Consider the following 18,459-nt stretch of genomic DNA (forward strand, 5'->3'; position numbering starts at 1 on the left):
GTCACAATACTTATCTCAAGTATTGCCATTTTGGAGGTGTTTTATATTGTCTCACTATTTTAGGTTAGTCCACATATCATATTTCAGTTGATAACTTTTTATCGAGTCCCAAATATGATGAATTGATCCAACGTCTAAAAACAGAGGATGTTGTTGTTGAGGCCCCTAGTGATGAGAAGGTAGAAGATCAGTCACCATCAGGCAATCAAGATGTTTTAAGGAAAGAAAATATTTTCGTAAATCAACAATTTTCTTCTAAAGAAGAAGCCATTCGATTTGCAGGAAGGGTTTTAGCAGATGGTGGTTATGTAGATGAATCCTATATTGAAGCGATGATTGAAAGAGATAAAATAACAACTACCTATATGGGGAACGATGTAGCGATACCTCATGGTACAGATGAAGCAAAGAAGAGTGTTCGAAAATCAGGTGTTACCATCATTCAAGTTCCAGAGGGAATTGATTATGATGGACAAAAAGTTCGTTTAATCTTTGGAATTGCTGGAAAGGATGGCGGACACTTAGAAATACTGTCTGCAATTGCTATTACCTGTTCTGAGATGGAAAACGTTGAAAAAATGGCAACTGCAAAAACAGCGGATGAAATCCTAGATATTATAGGAGCTTCATTTGAAAATTAAGTTAAGCAAGAAAGATGCAACATGCATCTTTCTTCTTCCATTTTATGAAGAATCTCAATCATTTATCGAATAATTTTGATTGAAAAGAGTTGATGGACATGATGATGACAGCAAGAGAGAAGGCAATAGTTGACCTAATGGTAAAAAAAAGTGGAAATCATACGATCTCTTCCATTGCTGATTTTTTGCATGTCAGCACCAGAACCATTCAAAGAGATATTAAAAGCATAGAAAAGATTCTAAAGAAATTTGATTTATCGGTAGAAAATGATAACGGGTTATCGATAGTTGGAACCAATGAAAACTTTTATCGACTGATTCAAGAATTGAATAAGATTAAACCAATCGATTTTACAATAGAAGAAAGAAGATTACTTGCTTATATTAAACTATTAGATGCAGATGGCCCCATAAAACTAGCTCCATTAGCAAATGAGCTAGGCATTTCAATAACAACCTTGGGCACAGATATCGATGATTTGATGGAGTGGTTGAAAAACTACGATATTATCCTTAATCGTAAAAAAGGCGTAGGAATTGAAATCGACGGATTAGAAGAAGACAAAAGAAATGCCTTCGTTAGTTATTTACTCATTCATTTTAATAAAGAACTGATTGAAAGCATATTTTTACTTTCCAATGATAGGCTACAAAATGACAAAATCTTATTTTTTCTTAAAAAGGATTACTTAAAGACAACAGATAAAATTGTATATTCATACATAAATCAATCAGAAATAAAATTAGCGGATAGTGATTATATTGCGTTCATCATCTATATCTGTATTTCCTTGCAAAGAATTGAAAAGGGACATACTCTTTCTGAACGAAAACAAGATGTTGATCGAATAAAGAATTCTGAAGAATATTCACTTCTGATTAAGATATGTGGTGAATTATCAAATTTATTATCTATCGAGTTAAACGATCATGAAATTTCTAATTTTGTAACTGTTTTTAGAGGTTCAAAAATAGTAACAACTGAGAATACATACTATGATCAAATCCTCATTAGTCGCTCAGTTAAGAAATTGATTTATGATGTTTCTGAGCAATTGAATGTTGACTTATCTGCAGACTTTTCTTTGTTTCAAGGGCTTATGGCTCATATGGAACCAACAATTTATCGAATGACTAAAGGGTTAACTCATTTTAATCCTTTAACAGAAGAAATTAAGCAAAAGTATCCTCTTTTGTTTATGGCTGTACACACAAGTGTTAATAAGATTTTCACCCAGATTCCATTTTATGATGATGAAATTGCTTATATTGTCTTGCATTTCGGATCAGCTTTGGAATTAAAAAAAGAGGAAGTTCAGATCCATGCTTTAATCATATGTCCTACGGGAATTGGTACTTCAAAGATGCTGGCTAGTCGTATTAAAAAAGAGGTACCAGAGATTACTTCAACCGATATTATTTCATTAAAAGAAATGCATACTATGGATTGGAGTCAATATCAAATCATTGTCTCGACTGTCTTACTACCGCTACAAGAAAAATTTGACTATGTTTATGTAAATCCACTACTTTATGAAAAAGACATTGAGTCAATTCAAGCATATTTACGCACTCATGTTCAAAACATTACTAAACATTCTAGTTATCCAACGAAACAAAATGAGCAACAGAAGATAATTAAAAGTCCGACATCTCTTACTGCTTTAATGGATGAAGTAGATATTTGTCAAGATAGTATTCGTGCTATCTTTCGCAATTTTTCCATAAACAAGATGAAAAATGAGTCCTCCTATGATCTTCTTATCCAGAAGATGCTAGGATACGAAAAGCAAAGAGGAAGAATAACGAATAGTAAGGATGTCTTTCGTCAGCTTAAGCTACGTGAAGCAAAAGGAGGATTGGGGATTCCTCAAACAAGTATGGCTCTTTTTCACTGCCGACATGACAGTGTAAAAGAACTCATTTTTCAAATCGCACATTTGGATTCCCCATACAAGTTAGTAGGCATGGATGGTAAGGAAATGGAAGTATATACTATTCTTTTGCTTCTTGCTCCACAAACATTAAATGATGGTGAATTAGAAATTATAAGCATGGTAAGTACGACTATAGTTGAAAATAAAGAAAATATAATGATCTTTTCTTCTGCAAATGAAAAGATGATACGTATAAAGTTAGAAGAAACATTTTTAAACTTCTTACAGCTTAAATTTGGAAGGGAATGAATTTTTGTGAAAAAAGTAGTACATTTTGGCGCTGGAAATATCGGTAGAGGTTTTATTGGGGCATTGTTTTCACAAGCAGGTTATCACGTAACGTTTGTTGACATAGCAGATGTGATTATCAACCAATTAAATAAAGATGGAAAATACAAAGTCATAACAGCAGAAGATGTTCCTCAAGTGACAGAAATTAACCATGTTTCGGGATTAAACAATATGAAACAAGAAGAAGAGGTAATCAAGGCAATAGGAGAAGCAACCTATATCACAACTGCAATTGGTCCAAATATTTTACCTCATATTGCTCCCTTAATTGCAAAGGGCTTGAAAACTCGGATTGAAAATACAGACGAAAAAGTCTATGTAATTGCTTGCGAAAATCAAATCTCAGCAACAGAGCTATTAAAAGGTTATATCCAAAAAGGATTTAGCCAGGATGAAATCGCAAAAATGACAGATAAAGTATATTATTTTAATTCAGCAGTAGATCGGATTGTACCAATACAAGATAATAAGAATTCTCTAGATGTTTTAGTAGAGCCCTATTTTGAATGGATTGTTGAAACAACCTTGGATATTCCAAAGGTTGAAGGAATGACCAAAGTTACAGATCTAGCACCTTTTATTGAAAGAAAATTATTTACTGTAAATACTGGACATGCCGTAACTGCTTATTTTGGTTACTTGGCAGATAAAGAAACCATTGATCAAACACTGAATGACCCAACTATCTATGAGAAAGTTAAATCAACCATTGAAGAAACAGGATCATACTTAATAGAACGTTATCAATTACATGAAGCAGAGCATCAAAAGTATATTGAGAAAATATTAGGACGTTTCCAGAATAAACATTTACATGATGATGTGACGCGCGTTGGTCGCTCTCCTCTCCGTAAGCTAGGACCAAATGACAGGTTAATAAAACCGATGGTAGAAGCCCAAAAGCTTGGATTGTCTTACCGAAACCTTGCTAGTGCAGCGGCAGCCTGTCTGTTATTTGACGTTAAGGATGATCCTGAGTCAGTTGAATTACAAAAAATGATTCAAGACCAAGGTGTCACATTTGTATTAAAAGACATATGCAAGTTAGACGAGACAAATGAGATCGCACAAGTAATCATTGAGAAATACGAAGAATTTAAAGTACAATATAGTAAATAATAAGATAAGACTCATCCGATAGGATTGAGTCTTTTTTTAAAAGCAATAAGAGAATCCAAAAAATATACCACTTATCTATTTAAACACTCAAAACTACATAACATTGAAATGGTGCTGATTAGTTATTAATAATTAAACCTGCATGCCATTACTTCCGGGACTTAATAGAAACTGATTAAAACAAGAACGAAAAAGGCGCCGAATTCAGTGCCTTTTATTTCTAAACTGTATATAAGAAGGTCGCTTCCACCCTAGCAGTAATTGTCAATTCCCCAGCCTGTATCGGTGTAGCAGCCTCACTTTTGGCAAACATTGCAGTTTGATACGGAATAGGTGGGCTTTGCTGTGAAAGTTCCTTAATTTGAAGGGGAACCTCTTGAAGTGCAACTCCTAGTTTTTTGGCGATTGTCCTTGCCGTATCTTGTGCATCTTGAACGGCATTCTGAAGTGCCCGTTCATAATAAATGCGTGGATTGCGTACTGTGAAATTAATATTCGTCACCGTATTGGCTCCGTTCTGAACGGCTGTATCCACAACGGTACCCACAGTTTGGATGTCCACATCGGATATTTGTAACATATGAGTGACTCGGTAGCCCCTTAAGGTCTGTTTAGAGTTTTCATAGTCATATATGATGTCGATTCGAAAATCTACTGTTTTAATATGTTCATTTGGTATCCCTAGTGCTAATATAGAATCTATGATCTTTTTTGTTAGTTGGTTATTTTCATTTTGTGCTTCAGTAACTGTGTTACTTTCTGTGATGACACCCAATGTGATGGTGGCGATATTCGGCGCAGTTGTAACAATTCCCTCACCATTCACTTTCATTCTATGTGTATTCGTACTATTGTTCCTTTTAGGTTGTGAACGCATCATCCACGGTTCATAATAATACATAGAAGAGCTCCTTCCCAAAATGATCTTTTTGGTATTGTATTACTTCGAGAACCTTTCTGTGTGCATTCAAAAAAATAAAGCCCACGAATTCGTGATTAGCCTGCCATTCTTTTTCTATACAATGGTCCAAAAATGACATGTAAACAAATATCCCCTGTAAAGTGAGCAATCATCGCGATTTCAATTCCAAACTTCCAATATAAATACCCAAACAAAATTCCAGGTATGGCATTAAGTAAAACTGTACGGATGATCACGATTTTTGATTTGCCGAAAACTCCAAAAGCAGCTGGTAAATGTCCTACGCCAAATAAAACGGCAGCAAAGATGATTCCAATCCAATATGAAAGATCTCCAAGCCCTAAGAAGCTTGATGCATAAACCGCTGCGGTCATCAAGAATAAGCGGGTTAAAACCTCCTCTGAGATTCCACCATAGAAAGAAGCCAAAAACGATTGAAATCTTGAAGGTTCATCCATTTGAACATTAGGTATCTTTTTCATGAAAAGAATATCCAAACCGATGATAATAATGGATGCAACAAATCCAATCACAATACTCAGTAGAATGGCCCCTGAAATGGAGTATGGAATAGCGCTCCCAACTAACCAGGAATCAATTAGCCACCAATGTAAGTCAACTTTCGGAGCGAGCCATGTTCCAATAAATGCGGATACTCCTAATAATACAACGCTTTGAATGATACTCATAAAAACAAGTACGGGAGTAGGAGGAATTTTTTTAGTGGGATTCTTTTTTGCATCCTCCTCAATTTTTCCTTTTAACATATTAAACTGATAGGGCATAACCACGATTGCCCCAATTGATGCAGCTATCCAAAATATAAAAAACTCTGTCATAATGAGCCCCCTCATTCGTTATCGTTATCATTTATTTTCCGTAGATAATACGAATGAAGTGATGAGAAAGTTCATTATTATTTTTTTAACTCAACAAAAAAAGGTACCCTTTCAGGCACCTTAATCATACTTGATCTTCTTTAACATTATTCATAATGGATACAATATTCTTTACCCAATGATTATTTAGGCCAGTGGCGTCATTCGCTGCTTGATTTGGAGCATAGATTGTTTGGATTTCACCAATTGTTTCATTTCCATTCTCTACATAGTATTTCTTTAAATAGATTGCTTTAAAATGGATACTATCTTCAATAGAAAGAAACTTTTGCCATTCTGTTCCACCTTCGACTAGTTCCTAGCAACCAGGGTTTGGATAATCTTCACCAAAAACATCAGCGTAAATATCGGGCATACATGTTATGCCTCCAATATTATTCCAAGGTGAGGTTGAAATATCAGAATTGCCCCAACCGGTTTCCTGAGCAGCTAATGCTGCTAAAAATACAGGATCAATTTCGTGCTCTTCACCGGACTTTACAAAGTTTGGTCCTAAACCCTTTAAATTTCCCTTTAAATGCTTGTCCAATTCTAAACCAGTAATGGTATTTTCCTGTTCTATATTATAATTTTTTGAAGCCATTTGCACAGGCTTGCTTTCGCCTTGCGGTTTTTGATTATTTATTTTTTCTTTCTTTAATTCTTGTACTGGATTGATTGCTGGTGTGTCTTTCTTTTCAAGTGTTTCAGCATTTGAATGCTGCATGGTAGCGAAAATACTTGTACCTATAATGATTACAACACCAATTATATAAATAAGAGCTGGTTTTTTGAGTATAAGGTTTGAAATTTTCAAAGTATCCTACCTCCTTCATAAGACCTTTTTCCCACTTATGGAACTATCCTAACATAGTAAAATGACAGTTATGTTACAAAGAGGTTATAACAATCTTATAAAAAGATGACAGATGGTATAGGTTGTTTGCAAATATAGTACTAGTCTAGTATAATCAGAAATTGTATGTTCGTTGTCAAAAACGTAAACATTTCCCATTTTTATCAATAAAATGGAAGTAAATTGCTTTTAAGGCAAAAAATATACAATGAAAGGTGTTAGTCATGTATTTTCAAAGTTTGCTAATGAAAGAGGATCTGAACAAGAGCCCGTCAGAGGTCAAACAGGATTTAGAGGATTTACAGTTTCAGCTTTTTCGTATGCAAGATAACATTAAAGAAATCTCCAAAAAGCATCAAATCATCGGTATTGACCAAACAAAGGATGAGAAATGGGTAATTGTATCTGCCTTTGATGATGGAAATCGTTGCCAAATCATGGTGAATGATTGTGACACAGCCTATAGAGGTAACTGGGATTTCTCACTTCAGGCACAATACAAAGATGAAGATCATGCAATTCATATCGGTGATATCAAAGGACCTGCGAACCAGGGCTATGGTTCAATTTGCATGAATCATTTAAAGGAGATTGCGCGAGAACAAAACATCCCTGTTATTACAGGTGATATCGCAAAAAGAGACTGGGACCATGTTGATCGTCTGATCTATTTTTATGAAAAACACGATTTCGAAGTTGAAATCGATCCTACAACAAAATCGGGTGAAATTATTTGGAAAGATTAATTAAAAAGAAAGAGGCCTGCTTACCAGCTATCTTACGGTAAAGCAGGTCTTTTTATTATGGAATTATTAAATGTCCCAAACGATTGATGACTTTGATGCGATAAAAGGGTGATTATGTGCCATATGAAGCATATAGAGTGAGACCATATGAACTATTAGCAAGATTTGAAGGTGGTTAGTTACTTTTTAACTTTCATAAAAGATGGTACCATAATAATAAAATCTGGTTTAGTCATAGGAGCTCACGTCATGAAAATAATAAACAAAGGTCTAATACTTGGAATTGCAGCAATCATTCAGGGCTTTGCAATGGCAACCTTTTTATTCCCGCATTATATTCCAACTGGAGGAGCTGCGAGTGTCTCAGTACTGGTCAATTTTTTAGCGGGTACTCCTTTTGATATTACGCTTTGGGTACTAAATGCGGGTCTCTTATTTGCAGCGATTAAATGGCTTGGTAAAGATGCTGCGCTTTGGACGCTGTACTGTGTCACAGTTACAGCATTCACCATCCGTCTGATCACTCCATTGATAACAAATCCAATATCAAATGTAATCGTAGATTTAATTGTAGGTTCTATCATCTTTGGTGTTGGAATTGGGATATTATTTCGAATGGGTGCATCATCAGGTGGAATGGATATTTTGGCTTTAATCATTTCAAAACTTAAAGGGTTTTCACCAGGAAAAACACTGTTTGCCATTAATGGTACAATTTTGCTTACCACAGGAATCATCGTCGATTGGAAAATCATTATTTTTGCGCTCGTTAGTCAATTTATAAGCACACGGATTATCGATCTTTTATATAAGGTCCAATTACCAAAAACGCAAATTCAAAAACATGATACAAGTACGTTTTAACTAAAAAAAGGCGGGAACCCTCAATGTGGTTCTCGCCTTCTGTGGATTGCACTATTCTTTTTAATTCATAGCAACCCAGACACTCTTAACTTCTGTGTAGTTATTTAGGGCATAGGATCCCATTTCACGGCCGATACCAGATTGCTTGTAGCCACCAAATGGAGAAGCTGCATCGAATGCATTGTAGCAGTTCACCCATACTGTACCAGCTCGTAGGTTGTTTGCGATATAATGTGCTTTTCCAACATCTCGTGTCCATACACCTGCCGCAAGACCATACTCAGAATTATTTGCACGTGCAATTAATTCATCAAGGTCTTCATATGGCATTGCCGAAATAACAGGACCAAAGATTTCTTCTTTCGCAATTGTCATTTCATCTTTTACATTCGCAAAAATAGTTGGCGATACGAAATAGCCTTCTTCAAATGGTTTTTGACCACCTACTACTAGTTCTGCACCTTCGTTAATTCCTTTTTCAATATATCCTAAAACACGATTTTGTTGTTCAATTGAAACAAGCGGTCCAATTTCTGTATCAGAATGTAAACCTGCCCCTTGTTTAATCTTTTCAGCATGGCTTGCCATGTCTGCCACAACATTATCAAATTGTTTCTTTTGAATGAAAACACGTGACCCGGCACAACATACCTGACCTTGGTTAAACATAACCCCATTTAATGCACCAGGGATTGCCTTTGAAAGATCAGCATCAGGTAAAATAATATTTGGAGATTTTCCTCCTAATTCTAATGTTACACGTTTTAATGTTTTGGAGGCTCTTTCCATAATGCTTTTTCCTACTTCTGTTGAACCAGTAAATGCAATCTTATCAACCAATGGATGATCAACTAGAGGTTGACCAGCTGTTTCACCAAAGCCAGGAACGATATTTACTACCCCAGCTGGGAATCCTGCTTCTTCCATTAGCTCTGCTAAATAAAGAGCAGAAAGAGGAGTTTGTTCAGCTGGCTTTAATACAATCGTACAACCAGTTGCAAGGGCTGCACCAAGCTTCCACATTGCCATTAATAGAGGGAAGTTCCATGGAATGATTTGTCCCACAACACCAACTGCCTCATGACGAGTATAGTTTAAGAATGGTCCATTTACAGGAATAGTTTGCCCTACAATTTTCGTAGACCATCCAGCATAATAACGCATATGTTCGATTGCTAGAGGAATATCTGCATTTGATGTTTCACGAATCGGTTTTCCATTATCCAATGTCTCCAACTGTGCTAGCTCATCTTTATGTAGCTCCATCAAATCTGCCAGTTTATACATGATACGGCTTCTTTCGGCTGCGGACATTTTTTGCCAAGGGCCTTCATCAAAAGCTTTTCGGGCAGCTTTTACCGCACGGTCAATATCTTCTGGTCCAGCTTCACTGACAGTTGCTAAAACTTCCCCGGTAGCTGGATTATAGGATTCGAACGTTTTACCAGAAGCACTATCAACAAATTCTCCATTGATGTAAAGCTTCTTAGTCCCTCTTAAAAATGACTCAACCTTTTCTCGTAATGCAAAAATTAATTGGCTCATTCTCTTCCTCCTTTTTAATATGAAACTAGCAATACAGGTGCTAAAAACACCTTCAATACTAATGTTAACATTTTAAAACTAGTAATCAACCAACTTTTGGTAAAAAATTCCGACAATTCATGACGGGTTTTTTCGACACAAGGGATGATTGATTAATCAATTATTCTACTATTAAATGTATAAATGAAGAATTGTTACTGTGCATGGAGCATCATGAAATACGATGGAAGTTTTAATGTAGAAGCAAATGCGGTTAACAAAATTGTTGAAATAATTTCGAATTTGCAAAAGTTATTCCATGTGTTATTTGAATTCTTTATTTAAATCATATACTATAAAATTTAAAAAATGGTAGTACAAAAGTAGGGATTGAACATGAATGAACGAAAACAATATGTCTTAGAAAAGGCTCATCAACTCTTTATGGAAAAAGGTTTCCAAGCCACATCAATCCAAGATATTCTAGATTCTAGCGGGATTTCAAAGGGGACCTTTTATAACTATTTTTCTTCAAAAAGCGAACTGTTCATGGCCGTTTTTAACTCAATACAAATCAAAAACGAAGAAGAACGGAATAAATTATTAATAGGCGAAAACCTTGCGAATATTGATATCTTTAGTAAACAACTAGGTCTCTTTTTCCGTCTAAATAAGCAAAACAAACTTTATGCACTAATTGAAGAGGCGCTCGTATCGAATGATCCAGACCTAAAGCAGTTTGTAAAACAATTTCAATTATTGCAACTAAGATGGCTTTATTTTCGTTTTATTGACTTATTTGGTGAAGAGAAACGTGAGTATTTATTGGATTGTGCCATTCTTTTTTCCGGAATGCTACAACAATCATTTCAGTATCACTTTTTTACATACGGTCCGAAAGTTGATCATGAAGCCATCATTCAATATTGTGTTGATCGCTTAATAACTTTAGTCGATGATGTCGATAAGACAAATAGTAAGCTATTGAATCCTGAGTTACTAGAAACATGGTTGCCTCAAAAGAATGCAGGGGGAAAGAATGTTCAAAATCAATTTTTCGAAGTATCAAATGATTTGAAAAAGGCAATTATGAAGATTCATCAAAATGAACCTGAAAAGGAAAAATTTCATCAATTAGTGGACTTCATTCAAGAAGAAGCTATGAATAACAAACTTCCACGTCTTTTTCTCATCGAGAGCTCACTACTATCACTAGTGATGAGCAAGGAGCTTCAACGAACCGAGGAGCTTGCTCAGTTTGCTCACTTTGTGAGAGAGCATATCTTAAACCAAGAACAGACCCAATCCTAACTGAACGGGTCTGTTCTGCTTTTATCGAAAAAGAAAAGTCACTCAATGTGGAATAAAAGAGTGACTTTAATGATGGAGTTGATGGGAATCGAACCCACGACCCTTTGCCTGCCAGGCAAATGCTCTCCCCCTGAGCTACAACCCCGTATGAATTTAGCAAAATTATATCATGTGGCTTTTTAATAGACAATATTTTATTCGTTTTTTTTGCATGAGGTTGTCCAAAATTTCATATAATCTATTAAAAAAGCTGTAAACGAATCATATTATTTTGATATAAATAACCAGAAATAAATGGTAAAATTGATTAAACCTAAAATGGTGGTGGACTTGTGAGTTATTTATATGTATTAGCTTCTTATTTTATAGGAACGATTATGACCGGATATGTCGTCATGAAGATTATGAAGGGCGAGGATATTCGCAAGCTCGGAAGTGGGAACGTAGGGGCTCGGAATGCTGGTAGATTGCTAGGAAAGAAGGGATTTTTGCTAACAGCCATTGGTGACGTTTTAAAAGGGATGGCTGTAGTTTTAGGTGCAAAATACTTGAATTTTTCATTTGAAATTCAAATTCTCGCTTTAATCGCAGTCGTTATCGGACATATTTGGCCAATTACCCTCAAATTTAAAGGCGGAAAAGGAATAGCAACCGCGGCAGGTGGATTAGTTGTATTGGCTTATCAACCATTTTTAGTATTTGGTGGGATCTTCCTTCTTTTATTATTGATAGTAAGAAGCTTTACAATTGCTGGAATGTCTGCCTTTCTAACTGTACCAGTCATCTATTGGTTCATGGATTATTCCATCCGTGAATGTATCCTTATTTTTATTGTAATCGCCCTATTATTAGTGGCACATCGTGACAACCTAAAGGAAAAATTATTGAATAAAAACAAATAAGCGGAGTGATTCCAACGTGACATTTGTATATAAAATAGCACGGACAAAACAAGAATTTAATCAAATCCATCGTTTAAACTACAAAACATTTGTTGAAGAAATTCCACAGCATGAAAAAAATGAAGAAAAAATGCTAATTGATAAATTCCATGATGAAAATACGTATTTAATTTGCGTAAAGGATTCTAAATTAGTGGGTATGATTGCTGTAAGGGCAAACAGACCGTTTTCACTTGATCATAAGCTCTCAAATCTTGATGAACAACTGCCAGTTAAACCAAATAGTCCTTGTGAAATTCGTTTGCTAGCTGTTGAGGAAGAATATCGTAATAATGGGAGGATTTTCTTCGGTCTTGCCCAGCTTATGTCTAATTATTGCTTGAAAGAAGGCTATGATGTCGCCTTAATCTCTGGAACAACAAGACAAGAAAAATTATATCGTCAATTGGGATTCAAACCATTCGCATCTCTAACTGGGACGTCAACTGCATCGTTTTGGCCAATGTATTTAACAAAACAAACCTTCGATGAATCTTTGGCTGGGAGAATATTAAAAGAACCTGTTAGCTTTTTGCCTGGCCCAACTAAAATAAGCGGGAATGTAAAAGTGGCTTTTGCAGAGGAGCCAATTTCCCACCGTTCGAACGAATTTTTGTTTCAAATGAAGTCTGTAAGAGAGAAATTATGTAAAATGACAAACTCAAAGCATGCCGAAATTTTAGTTGGATCTGGTACTTTAGCAAATGATGTTATTGCTGCTCAGCTATCTGTATTAGGGGGTAAAGGCCTAATAATTAGCAATGGAGAGTTTGGTTCAAGATTAATTGATCATGCAAATCGAGCTGGTTTAACTTTTACAAGATTAGAAAAAACATGGGGAACCCCTCTTACAGAGGCTGATATTCAGAGTGAACTTGAAAAAGGTGAGTATACATGGCTTTGGAGTGTCCATAGCGAAACCTCTACAGGTATGCTTATAAACTATGAAAATTTAAAAGAAATCTGCATGATGAACAATATCAAGCTATGTTTGGATTGTATTAGTACAATTGGAGCAGTTAAACTTGATTTCAAGGATATATATTTAGCATCAGGTGTGAGCGGGAAAGCAATTGGTGGCTACACTGGACTCTCATTTGTCTTCCATAATCATGAAATCGAGCCAAATCAGACAATTCCAAGATATTTAGATCTCGGAATGTATGCCATTAATCAAAGTATTCCATATTCCCATTCCTCGAACTTGCTAGAGGCATTAAATCAAGCTCTTAATAAATATGAAAAAGATGAATTTTATTCTGAAATAAAAACAAGATACAAGTTGATTCGTGAATATCTTGAAGGTCTTGGTTTACAAATTTTAACACCACAAGAATCTTCGTCACCTGCAATCATGACGGTATTACTACCAAAGCATATTTCTTCAAAGGACTTTGGAGATGATATGGCACTTCAGGGGTATTACCTTCACTATGAAAGCAGCTATTTACAAGAAAAGAGATGGATTCAAATCTCCTGCATAAGCAGTCACGATGAAAAGAAAATAGTAAGAATGCTACGCGTGTTTGAGTTATTATTAAATCAATATACAAAATTAGGAGAACCTTCGGTATAGAGGGTTTTCTTTTTTTCTAGATTTAGGCGCTATTGGCTCTCTGGTATAAGCCAATTACTTCGAAAGGCAGAAGGGTGCCTTCAGCATTTCTTTTATGTAACATTTCTTTCCAAGTTTCGTCTAAGTGGAAAAGGGGTGAAATGGATGAAGAAAAGATGGTTCATTTATCTTGCTTCAGTTATTATAATCACGGCCATGACTTTATTTTTTACGGCTTCAAAACCAGCCATCGTCAGCCAAGTGGATACTGAAATCCAACCCGTTACAAAAGAAAAACTCCAAGAGATATTTCGGGAAGCACTAAAGGAAGAAAAACGGAATAGAAGGTTTAGTATTTTCGGAAGGGACACCGCTAGGGAAGATATGTCTGTAACGAATGAATCTTCTGCAGTTGATCAAGCCACTGAAGGGGGAAATGATCATTCAGAAACGAATACACAGGTTCAGGGTGTTGATGAAGCAGACATTGTAAAAACAGATGGAAAACATATATTTCAAATCATTGATGGAAAGCTCAATATCATTAAAGCAGCACCTGCAAAGGAAATGTCTTTAATAAAATCCATACCATTCACACACTCATTTTCACCAAGCCAATTATTTTTGTATGAAGACCAGCTCGTGGTAATTGGGTATACATTCCGTGATAGTACACCTAAAGTAAATCCAAATCAGCGAAAGATGATATACCCTCCTAGACATTTTGAAGCTACAACAGCCATTATTTATGACATAAATGATCCAAGTAATCCCGAGGAAATACGTAGGGTAGAAGTGGAAGGCAATCATGTAACGTCACGGAGAGTAGACAGCTACGTATATTTAGTATCTAATCATTATCCAAATTATTGGATAATGGAAGACATGAGGGCCGATGAGGTTGAATTAAGGCCACGTTTTTCTGATACTGCACTAAAAGATGAAAGCACGCTGATCCCATATGAAAGCATTAAATATATACCAGGGTCAAAAGAAACTAATTTCACTTTAATTGCGGCATTCGATTTGAATGAGCCTAAAAAAGAAGCCACGATTACTTCATATATAGGTAGTGGAAATCAAATGTACATGTCAAAGGAGAACATTTATATTGCGGTTTCAAACTACTATGCCGTACCTTTTATGGAGGGTGGGGCTGATAACTCTCCTAATACGAGCTTGTATAAATTCTCAGTGGAAAAGGACAAAGTCGAATTCCATAGTTCGACTGAAGTACCAGGAACGATTTTAAATCAATTTTCAATGGATGAGTTCAAAGGTACTTTCCGGGTAGCTACAACGAAAGGAGATACTTGGAATGCCAACAAACCTTCAGCGAATAATTTGTATATTTATGATGAGAATTTAAAGCAAATTGGTTCCTTAAGTGATTTAGCTCGAGGAGAACGAATTTATTCTGCAAGATTTATGGGGGAACGGATCTATATTGTCACCTTTAAACAAGTCGATCCATTGTTTGTGATTGATGCTAGCAATCCCAAAAAACCAAAGGTACTAGGTGAGTTGAAAATACCAGGGTTTAGTAATTATCTTCATCCGTATGATGAAAACCATATAATAGGCTTTGGTCATGACACAAAGGTTGTCGCTGATAAAACAAGTACAGGTGAACCAAGGGTGTATACCGATGGGATCAAGATTTCTTTATTTGATATTCGAGATGTGAATGCTCCAAAGGAGAAATTTACCGAAATCATTGGTGGTAGAGGAACATACTCGCCTTTAAATTATGATCATAAAGCTCTTTTATTTAATAAGGAAAAAGGAATTTTTGCATTCCCTATTACTGTTTTTCAAAATATAGAAGGAAAACAGTACGAGCAAAGCTTCGAATTTCAGGGAGCTTATGTGTACGATATCAATTTAGAAGGAATTGAATTAAGAGCAAAGCTCTCACATGACGTTCCTGGCCCATATGAAACATGGGAAGGTGAGATTCAACGAGTCCTTACCATCGAAGATACTTTATATGCCATTTCGCCGACAAAAATTTCTGCATATAACTTAAAAAACTATGAGCAAATTACTGAATCTTCATTGCGTTAAAAAAGGGTAGAATTTCTTCTATCCTTTTTTGGTATTTATCTTATATACTGAATAAGATTATAAGATTATATAAGGAATGAAGGGACAAACATGAATCAACCGAAAATAAATCCATACTTAGTATTGGCCATTGGTGCTGTTGCGGTTTCCACCTCGGCTATTTTTGTTAAATTAGCAAATGCTCCTGCACCCGTTATCGCGTTTTACCGGCTATTTTTTACAGTTCTGCTGATGCTTCCTGTTTTTTTATGGAAATATAGAAATGAACTGAAGGTGATAAAGAAAAGAGATTGGCTCTTTTCTAGTATCTCAGGGGTATTTTTAGCTCTACATTTCATACTATGGTTTGAATCACTTAACTACACATCAGTAACTAGCTCGACTGTTCTTGTGACAATGCAGCCTGTCTTTGCTTTTATCGGAACTTATTTCTTGTTTAAAGAAAAAATAGGCTTAGGTGCTATTTTAAGTACTTGTTTAGCTTTATGTGGTAGCATCATTATTAGTTGGGGTGATTTCCAAATAAGTGGGAGTGCGTTATATGGAGACTTTTTAGCGATTGTTTCCTGCATAATGGTTACAGCCTATCTATTATTTGGGCAAACTGTACGAAAACGCCTAACGCTTGTCACCTATACATTCGTTGTCTACAGTATAAGTACAATTACCTTATTCTTATATGTAGTAATCCTCAAATATCCATTAGGTGGATATGCAGGCCAAGATTGGATGTACTTTTTACTACTAGCAATTGTACCAACTTTACTCGGTCATAATCTTTTCAATTGGTCATTAAAATGGGTAAGTACCTCAACCATTTCGGTAAGTATCCTATTTGAACCAGTTGGTGCTGCGATACTAGCATATTTTATCCTTTCAGAAAAAATCATCCATACACAGATATTCGGAGGAGTCATTATAATACTGGGTATTTGGCTATACTCCATAGGTGAAAGGAAGAAAAAACAGCGGGTTCAACTATCGGAGCAAAGTGTTGGGTAAAGAAAAGCCATGTCTATAGGCGTAGACATGGCTTCATTTTTAAGTGAATTTTCGAGTCATTAAAACGGAGCCGATTCCCATCACTATTAATAAAGCCCCAATTAATAGTAGATTGGAATAAGGACTAGCCGTTGTAGGAAGCTTATTCCCCTGAACTTTTACACTCATCTCTGTAGCCAGAGTTGCTACCGTAAGTAACTTTTCTCCACGTACAAGGATAAAGTCAGAAGCTAGCATATCCTCGGAAACCTTAAGATCCAGCAAATACTCATCATTTGTCCGATAAAGTTCAACTAAAAGCTCTGCCCCATCAAGTGAACTTTTCTCGAGAAGCTTATTATATGCTACAGCTTCCTTAACACCATCTTTTAATAGATAGTACCGGGGCTGTAATTCAAAGATTTCAATCATTTTATCATACATCACGAGAAGTTCTTTTTGCTGCTCTGCCGATAATCCCTCTGAGCTATTATAGGAGAAATATTGCTCTAAATTAGAACTAAGAGACTTCATATTTTCCTCAAGATTTATATCATTTAGACTTAAAAAATGAAGAAATAAACCATCAATTTCATCTTCCGTTAATCCAATTTCTGAGAGCATCCGCTCTGCCTCTACTATTACCTCAGCATGATTTAAATAGAAGTTAACCGTAGTTTCGAGGTCCTTAATAAATAAATAATCATGGATTGACTCCCCAAAACCACCGAGGATATGCTGTAACTCATCCTCATTTAAATTATGTTTTGATAATAGAGTCTGGATGGTCTCTTTGTTAACAGGTTCGCCTAAATAGGAAACCAATTCATCAACAGTCTCAAAATCCTTTACGGACAAATCATAAATTGCTAAATAATCCTCAAGGTCACTCTCAGTAAAACCTGTTTTTGAAGTATAATCTTTTAATTCCTCAGGGGTTACCGCAGCAAACACAACATTAGATAAAAACGAAAACTGGAATAAAAAAATAACCCCAATTAGCAATAACTTCTTCATTCCTCTTCCTCCAAGCCATTATATTCATAGGTCTAGTATTTTCAACTTTTACCAAATAATGCATATGAGAGAAGAATAGACATAAAAAACTGACATCCAAAAGAATGGAATGCCAGATTAAAAACTGAAATTAATAAAATGAACTAGCAAAAAAGCTAAAAACGAAGGCCATAATGATAGACGAAACAAAAGTGATAAAAGTGCTGGCCTCGATTCTTCCTTCATTATTACTTATTCTCAAGCCTTCAATATATACGAATGAAAACAAAAATAAGCACATAGCCAATGATAAAAACATTCCTACTGCTTGCAAAAAGTCAAAAATCAAAACCTTTCCTCCTTCCAATTCCATTACTATTAATAAAATATATGAGTCATTCTAGTAAATATGAATAAAATAATAGAGGACATAGATGGTTTGAAAAATTTAATAGAACCAGCTTTACTAATACTTATAAAAAGTATTTCATCCTAAAACTATTTCTTGTATAATAATTATGGCTTTATCACATGATGAATTAATAGAGAAAAGAGAAGATAGTTCATTTTAAAAAATCCTTAAAACTTTTAAAAAAAAGGTATTGAAAAAGGTTAAAAGAGATGGTATATTAATTCTTGTCGCTAAAACAAGCGACATAGAAATTGAATGAGTGATATAAAACTTTTTAAAAAAAAAGAATTGACACTCAAAATTAAAAATGTTATATTAGAAAAGTCGCTTCTGGGCGACAGAAAAAGTTCTTTGAAAACTGAACACAATACAAGCGTCAACGTTTAATTCTAAAGTAACAAACTATTGAGCAATCAAT

At 35.3% G+C, this 18,459-nt stretch carries 15 protein-coding genes, 1 tRNA gene and 1 pseudogene; 10 read left to right on the plus strand and 7 right to left on the minus strand.

Annotated features, from left to right (window positions below):
* Window positions 1–215 precede the first annotated feature (215 nt).
* The 3 genes and pseudogenes from ACR65M_RS23115 to ACR65M_RS23125 form a co-directional block, all read left to right on the plus strand.
* A pseudogene (locus ACR65M_RS23115) lies at window positions 216–641 on the plus strand (PTS mannitol transporter subunit IIA); the annotation flags it as partial.
* Window positions 642–739: 98 nt separating this feature from the next.
* Complete coding sequence (locus tag ACR65M_RS23120; protein WP_440274523.1) at window positions 740–2,827, plus strand: BglG family transcription antiterminator; 2,088 nt, start codon at window positions 740–742, stop codon at window positions 2,825–2,827.
* Between the two features lie 6 nt (window positions 2,828–2,833).
* Window positions 2,834–3,988 carry a mannitol-1-phosphate 5-dehydrogenase gene (locus ACR65M_RS23125; RefSeq protein ID WP_341330545.1) on the plus strand — a complete coding sequence of 385 codons (1,155 nt, stop codon included), beginning with the start codon at window positions 2,834–2,836 and terminating at the stop codon, window positions 3,986–3,988.
* Between the two features lie 220 nt (window positions 3,989–4,208).
* On the opposite strand, the gene ACR65M_RS23130 is transcribed toward ACR65M_RS23125, so the two are convergent.
* From ACR65M_RS23130 to ACR65M_RS23140, 3 genes are all read right to left on the minus strand, one after another.
* On the minus strand, window positions 4,209–4,889 hold the full coding sequence (locus tag ACR65M_RS23130; protein ID WP_341330546.1) for an SIMPL domain-containing protein: 681 nt from the start codon (window positions 4,887–4,889) through the stop codon (window positions 4,209–4,211).
* 95 nt (window positions 4,890–4,984) lie between these two features.
* A complete protein-coding gene (locus ACR65M_RS23135) occupies window positions 4,985–5,749 on the minus strand; it encodes a CPBP family intramembrane glutamic endopeptidase (protein ID WP_341330547.1) in 765 nt (254 codons plus the stop codon).
* A gap of 358 nt (window positions 5,750–6,107) precedes the next feature.
* Window positions 6,108–6,605, minus strand: coding sequence for a glucosaminidase domain-containing protein (locus ACR65M_RS23140; protein WP_440274524.1), 498 nt, complete (start codon window positions 6,603–6,605; stop codon window positions 6,108–6,110).
* A gap of 284 nt (window positions 6,606–6,889) precedes the next feature.
* Between ACR65M_RS23140 and ACR65M_RS23145 the strand changes: the two genes are divergently transcribed.
* Window positions 6,890–7,390: an N-acetyltransferase gene (locus ACR65M_RS23145; protein ID WP_440274525.1), complete on the plus strand. Its 501-nt coding sequence runs from the start codon at window positions 6,890–6,892 to the stop codon at window positions 7,388–7,390.
* A gap of 249 nt (window positions 7,391–7,639) precedes the next feature.
* A complete protein-coding gene (locus ACR65M_RS23150) occupies window positions 7,640–8,254 on the plus strand; it encodes a YitT family protein (RefSeq protein WP_341330549.1) in 615 nt (204 codons plus the stop codon).
* A 60-nt stretch (window positions 8,255–8,314) separates the two neighbouring features.
* On the opposite strand, the gene ACR65M_RS23155 is transcribed toward ACR65M_RS23150, so the two are convergent.
* Window positions 8,315–9,799, minus strand: coding sequence for an aldehyde dehydrogenase family protein (locus ACR65M_RS23155; RefSeq protein WP_341330550.1), 1,485 nt, complete (start codon window positions 9,797–9,799; stop codon window positions 8,315–8,317).
* 375 nt (window positions 9,800–10,174) lie between these two features.
* On the opposite strand from ACR65M_RS23155, the gene ACR65M_RS23160 reads away from it, so the two are divergent.
* Window positions 10,175–11,089, plus strand: coding sequence for a TetR/AcrR family transcriptional regulator (locus ACR65M_RS23160; protein WP_341330551.1), 915 nt, complete (start codon window positions 10,175–10,177; stop codon window positions 11,087–11,089).
* Window positions 11,090–11,162: 73 nt separating this feature from the next.
* Here the strand turns inward: ACR65M_RS23160 and ACR65M_RS23165 are convergent.
* Window positions 11,163–11,234 (minus strand) — tRNA-Ala (locus ACR65M_RS23165).
* 187 nt (window positions 11,235–11,421) lie between these two features.
* On the opposite strand from ACR65M_RS23165, the gene plsY reads away from it, so the two are divergent.
* The 4 genes from plsY (at window position 11,422) to ACR65M_RS23185 (ending at window position 16,654) form a co-directional block, all read left to right on the plus strand.
* Complete coding sequence (gene plsY, locus ACR65M_RS23170) at window positions 11,422–11,991, plus strand: glycerol-3-phosphate 1-O-acyltransferase PlsY (protein ID WP_341330552.1); 570 nt, start codon at window positions 11,422–11,424, stop codon at window positions 11,989–11,991.
* A gap of 16 nt (window positions 11,992–12,007) precedes the next feature.
* Complete coding sequence (locus ACR65M_RS23175; protein ID WP_341330553.1) at window positions 12,008–13,606, plus strand: aminotransferase class V-fold PLP-dependent enzyme; 1,599 nt, start codon at window positions 12,008–12,010, stop codon at window positions 13,604–13,606.
* Between the two features lie 144 nt (window positions 13,607–13,750).
* Window positions 13,751–15,652 carry a beta-propeller domain-containing protein gene (locus tag ACR65M_RS23180; RefSeq protein WP_440274526.1) on the plus strand — a complete coding sequence of 634 codons (1,902 nt, stop codon included), beginning with the start codon at window positions 13,751–13,753 and terminating at the stop codon, window positions 15,650–15,652.
* 90 nt (window positions 15,653–15,742) lie between these two features.
* Complete coding sequence (locus ACR65M_RS23185) at window positions 15,743–16,654, plus strand: DMT family transporter (protein WP_341330555.1); 912 nt, start codon at window positions 15,743–15,745, stop codon at window positions 16,652–16,654.
* Window positions 16,655–16,693: 39 nt separating this feature from the next.
* Here the strand turns inward: ACR65M_RS23185 and ACR65M_RS23190 are convergent, their stop codons facing one another.
* Both ACR65M_RS23190 and ACR65M_RS23195 read right to left on the minus strand, forming a co-directional pair.
* A complete protein-coding gene (locus ACR65M_RS23190; protein ID WP_341330556.1) occupies window positions 16,694–17,650 on the minus strand; it encodes a processed acidic surface protein in 957 nt (318 codons plus the stop codon).
* Between the two features lie 130 nt (window positions 17,651–17,780).
* On the minus strand, window positions 17,781–17,978 hold the full coding sequence (locus ACR65M_RS23195; RefSeq protein WP_099361783.1) for a hypothetical protein: 198 nt from the start codon (window positions 17,976–17,978) through the stop codon (window positions 17,781–17,783).
* Between the last annotated feature and the right edge of the window lie 481 nt (window positions 17,979–18,459).

It is taken from the genome of Ferdinandcohnia sp. SAFN-114, assembly GCF_059415045.1.

Coding starts and splice junctions, on each gene's coding strand:
- ACR65M_RS23160 (WP_341330551.1), top strand. CDS start 10,175: ATGAATGAACGAAAACAATATGTCTTAGAAAAGGCTCATCAACTCTTT.
- ACR65M_RS23145 (WP_440274525.1), top strand. CDS start 6,890: ATGAAAGAGGATCTGAACAAGAGCCCGTCAGAGGTCAAACAGGATTTA.
- ACR65M_RS23190 (WP_341330556.1), bottom strand. CDS start 17,650: ATGAAGAAGTTATTGCTAATTGGGGTTATTTTTTTATTCCAGTTTTCG.
- ACR65M_RS23135 (WP_341330547.1), bottom strand. CDS start 5,749: ATGACAGAGTTTTTTATATTTTGGATAGCTGCATCAATTGGGGCAATC.
- ACR65M_RS23155 (WP_341330550.1), bottom strand. CDS start 9,799: ATGAGCCAATTAATTTTTGCATTACGAGAAAAGGTTGAGTCATTTTTA.
- ACR65M_RS23180 (WP_440274526.1), top strand. CDS start 13,751: ATGAAGAAAAGATGGTTCATTTATCTTGCTTCAGTTATTATAATCACG.
- ACR65M_RS23150 (WP_341330549.1), top strand. CDS start 7,640: ATGAAAATAATAAACAAAGGTCTAATACTTGGAATTGCAGCAATCATT.
- ACR65M_RS23120 (WP_440274523.1), top strand. CDS start 740: ATGATGATGACAGCAAGAGAGAAGGCAATAGTTGACCTAATGGTAAAA.
- ACR65M_RS23130 (WP_341330546.1), bottom strand. CDS start 4,889: ATGTATTATTATGAACCGTGGATGATGCGTTCACAACCTAAAAGGAAC.
- ACR65M_RS23185 (WP_341330555.1), top strand. CDS start 15,743: ATGAATCAACCGAAAATAAATCCATACTTAGTATTGGCCATTGGTGCT.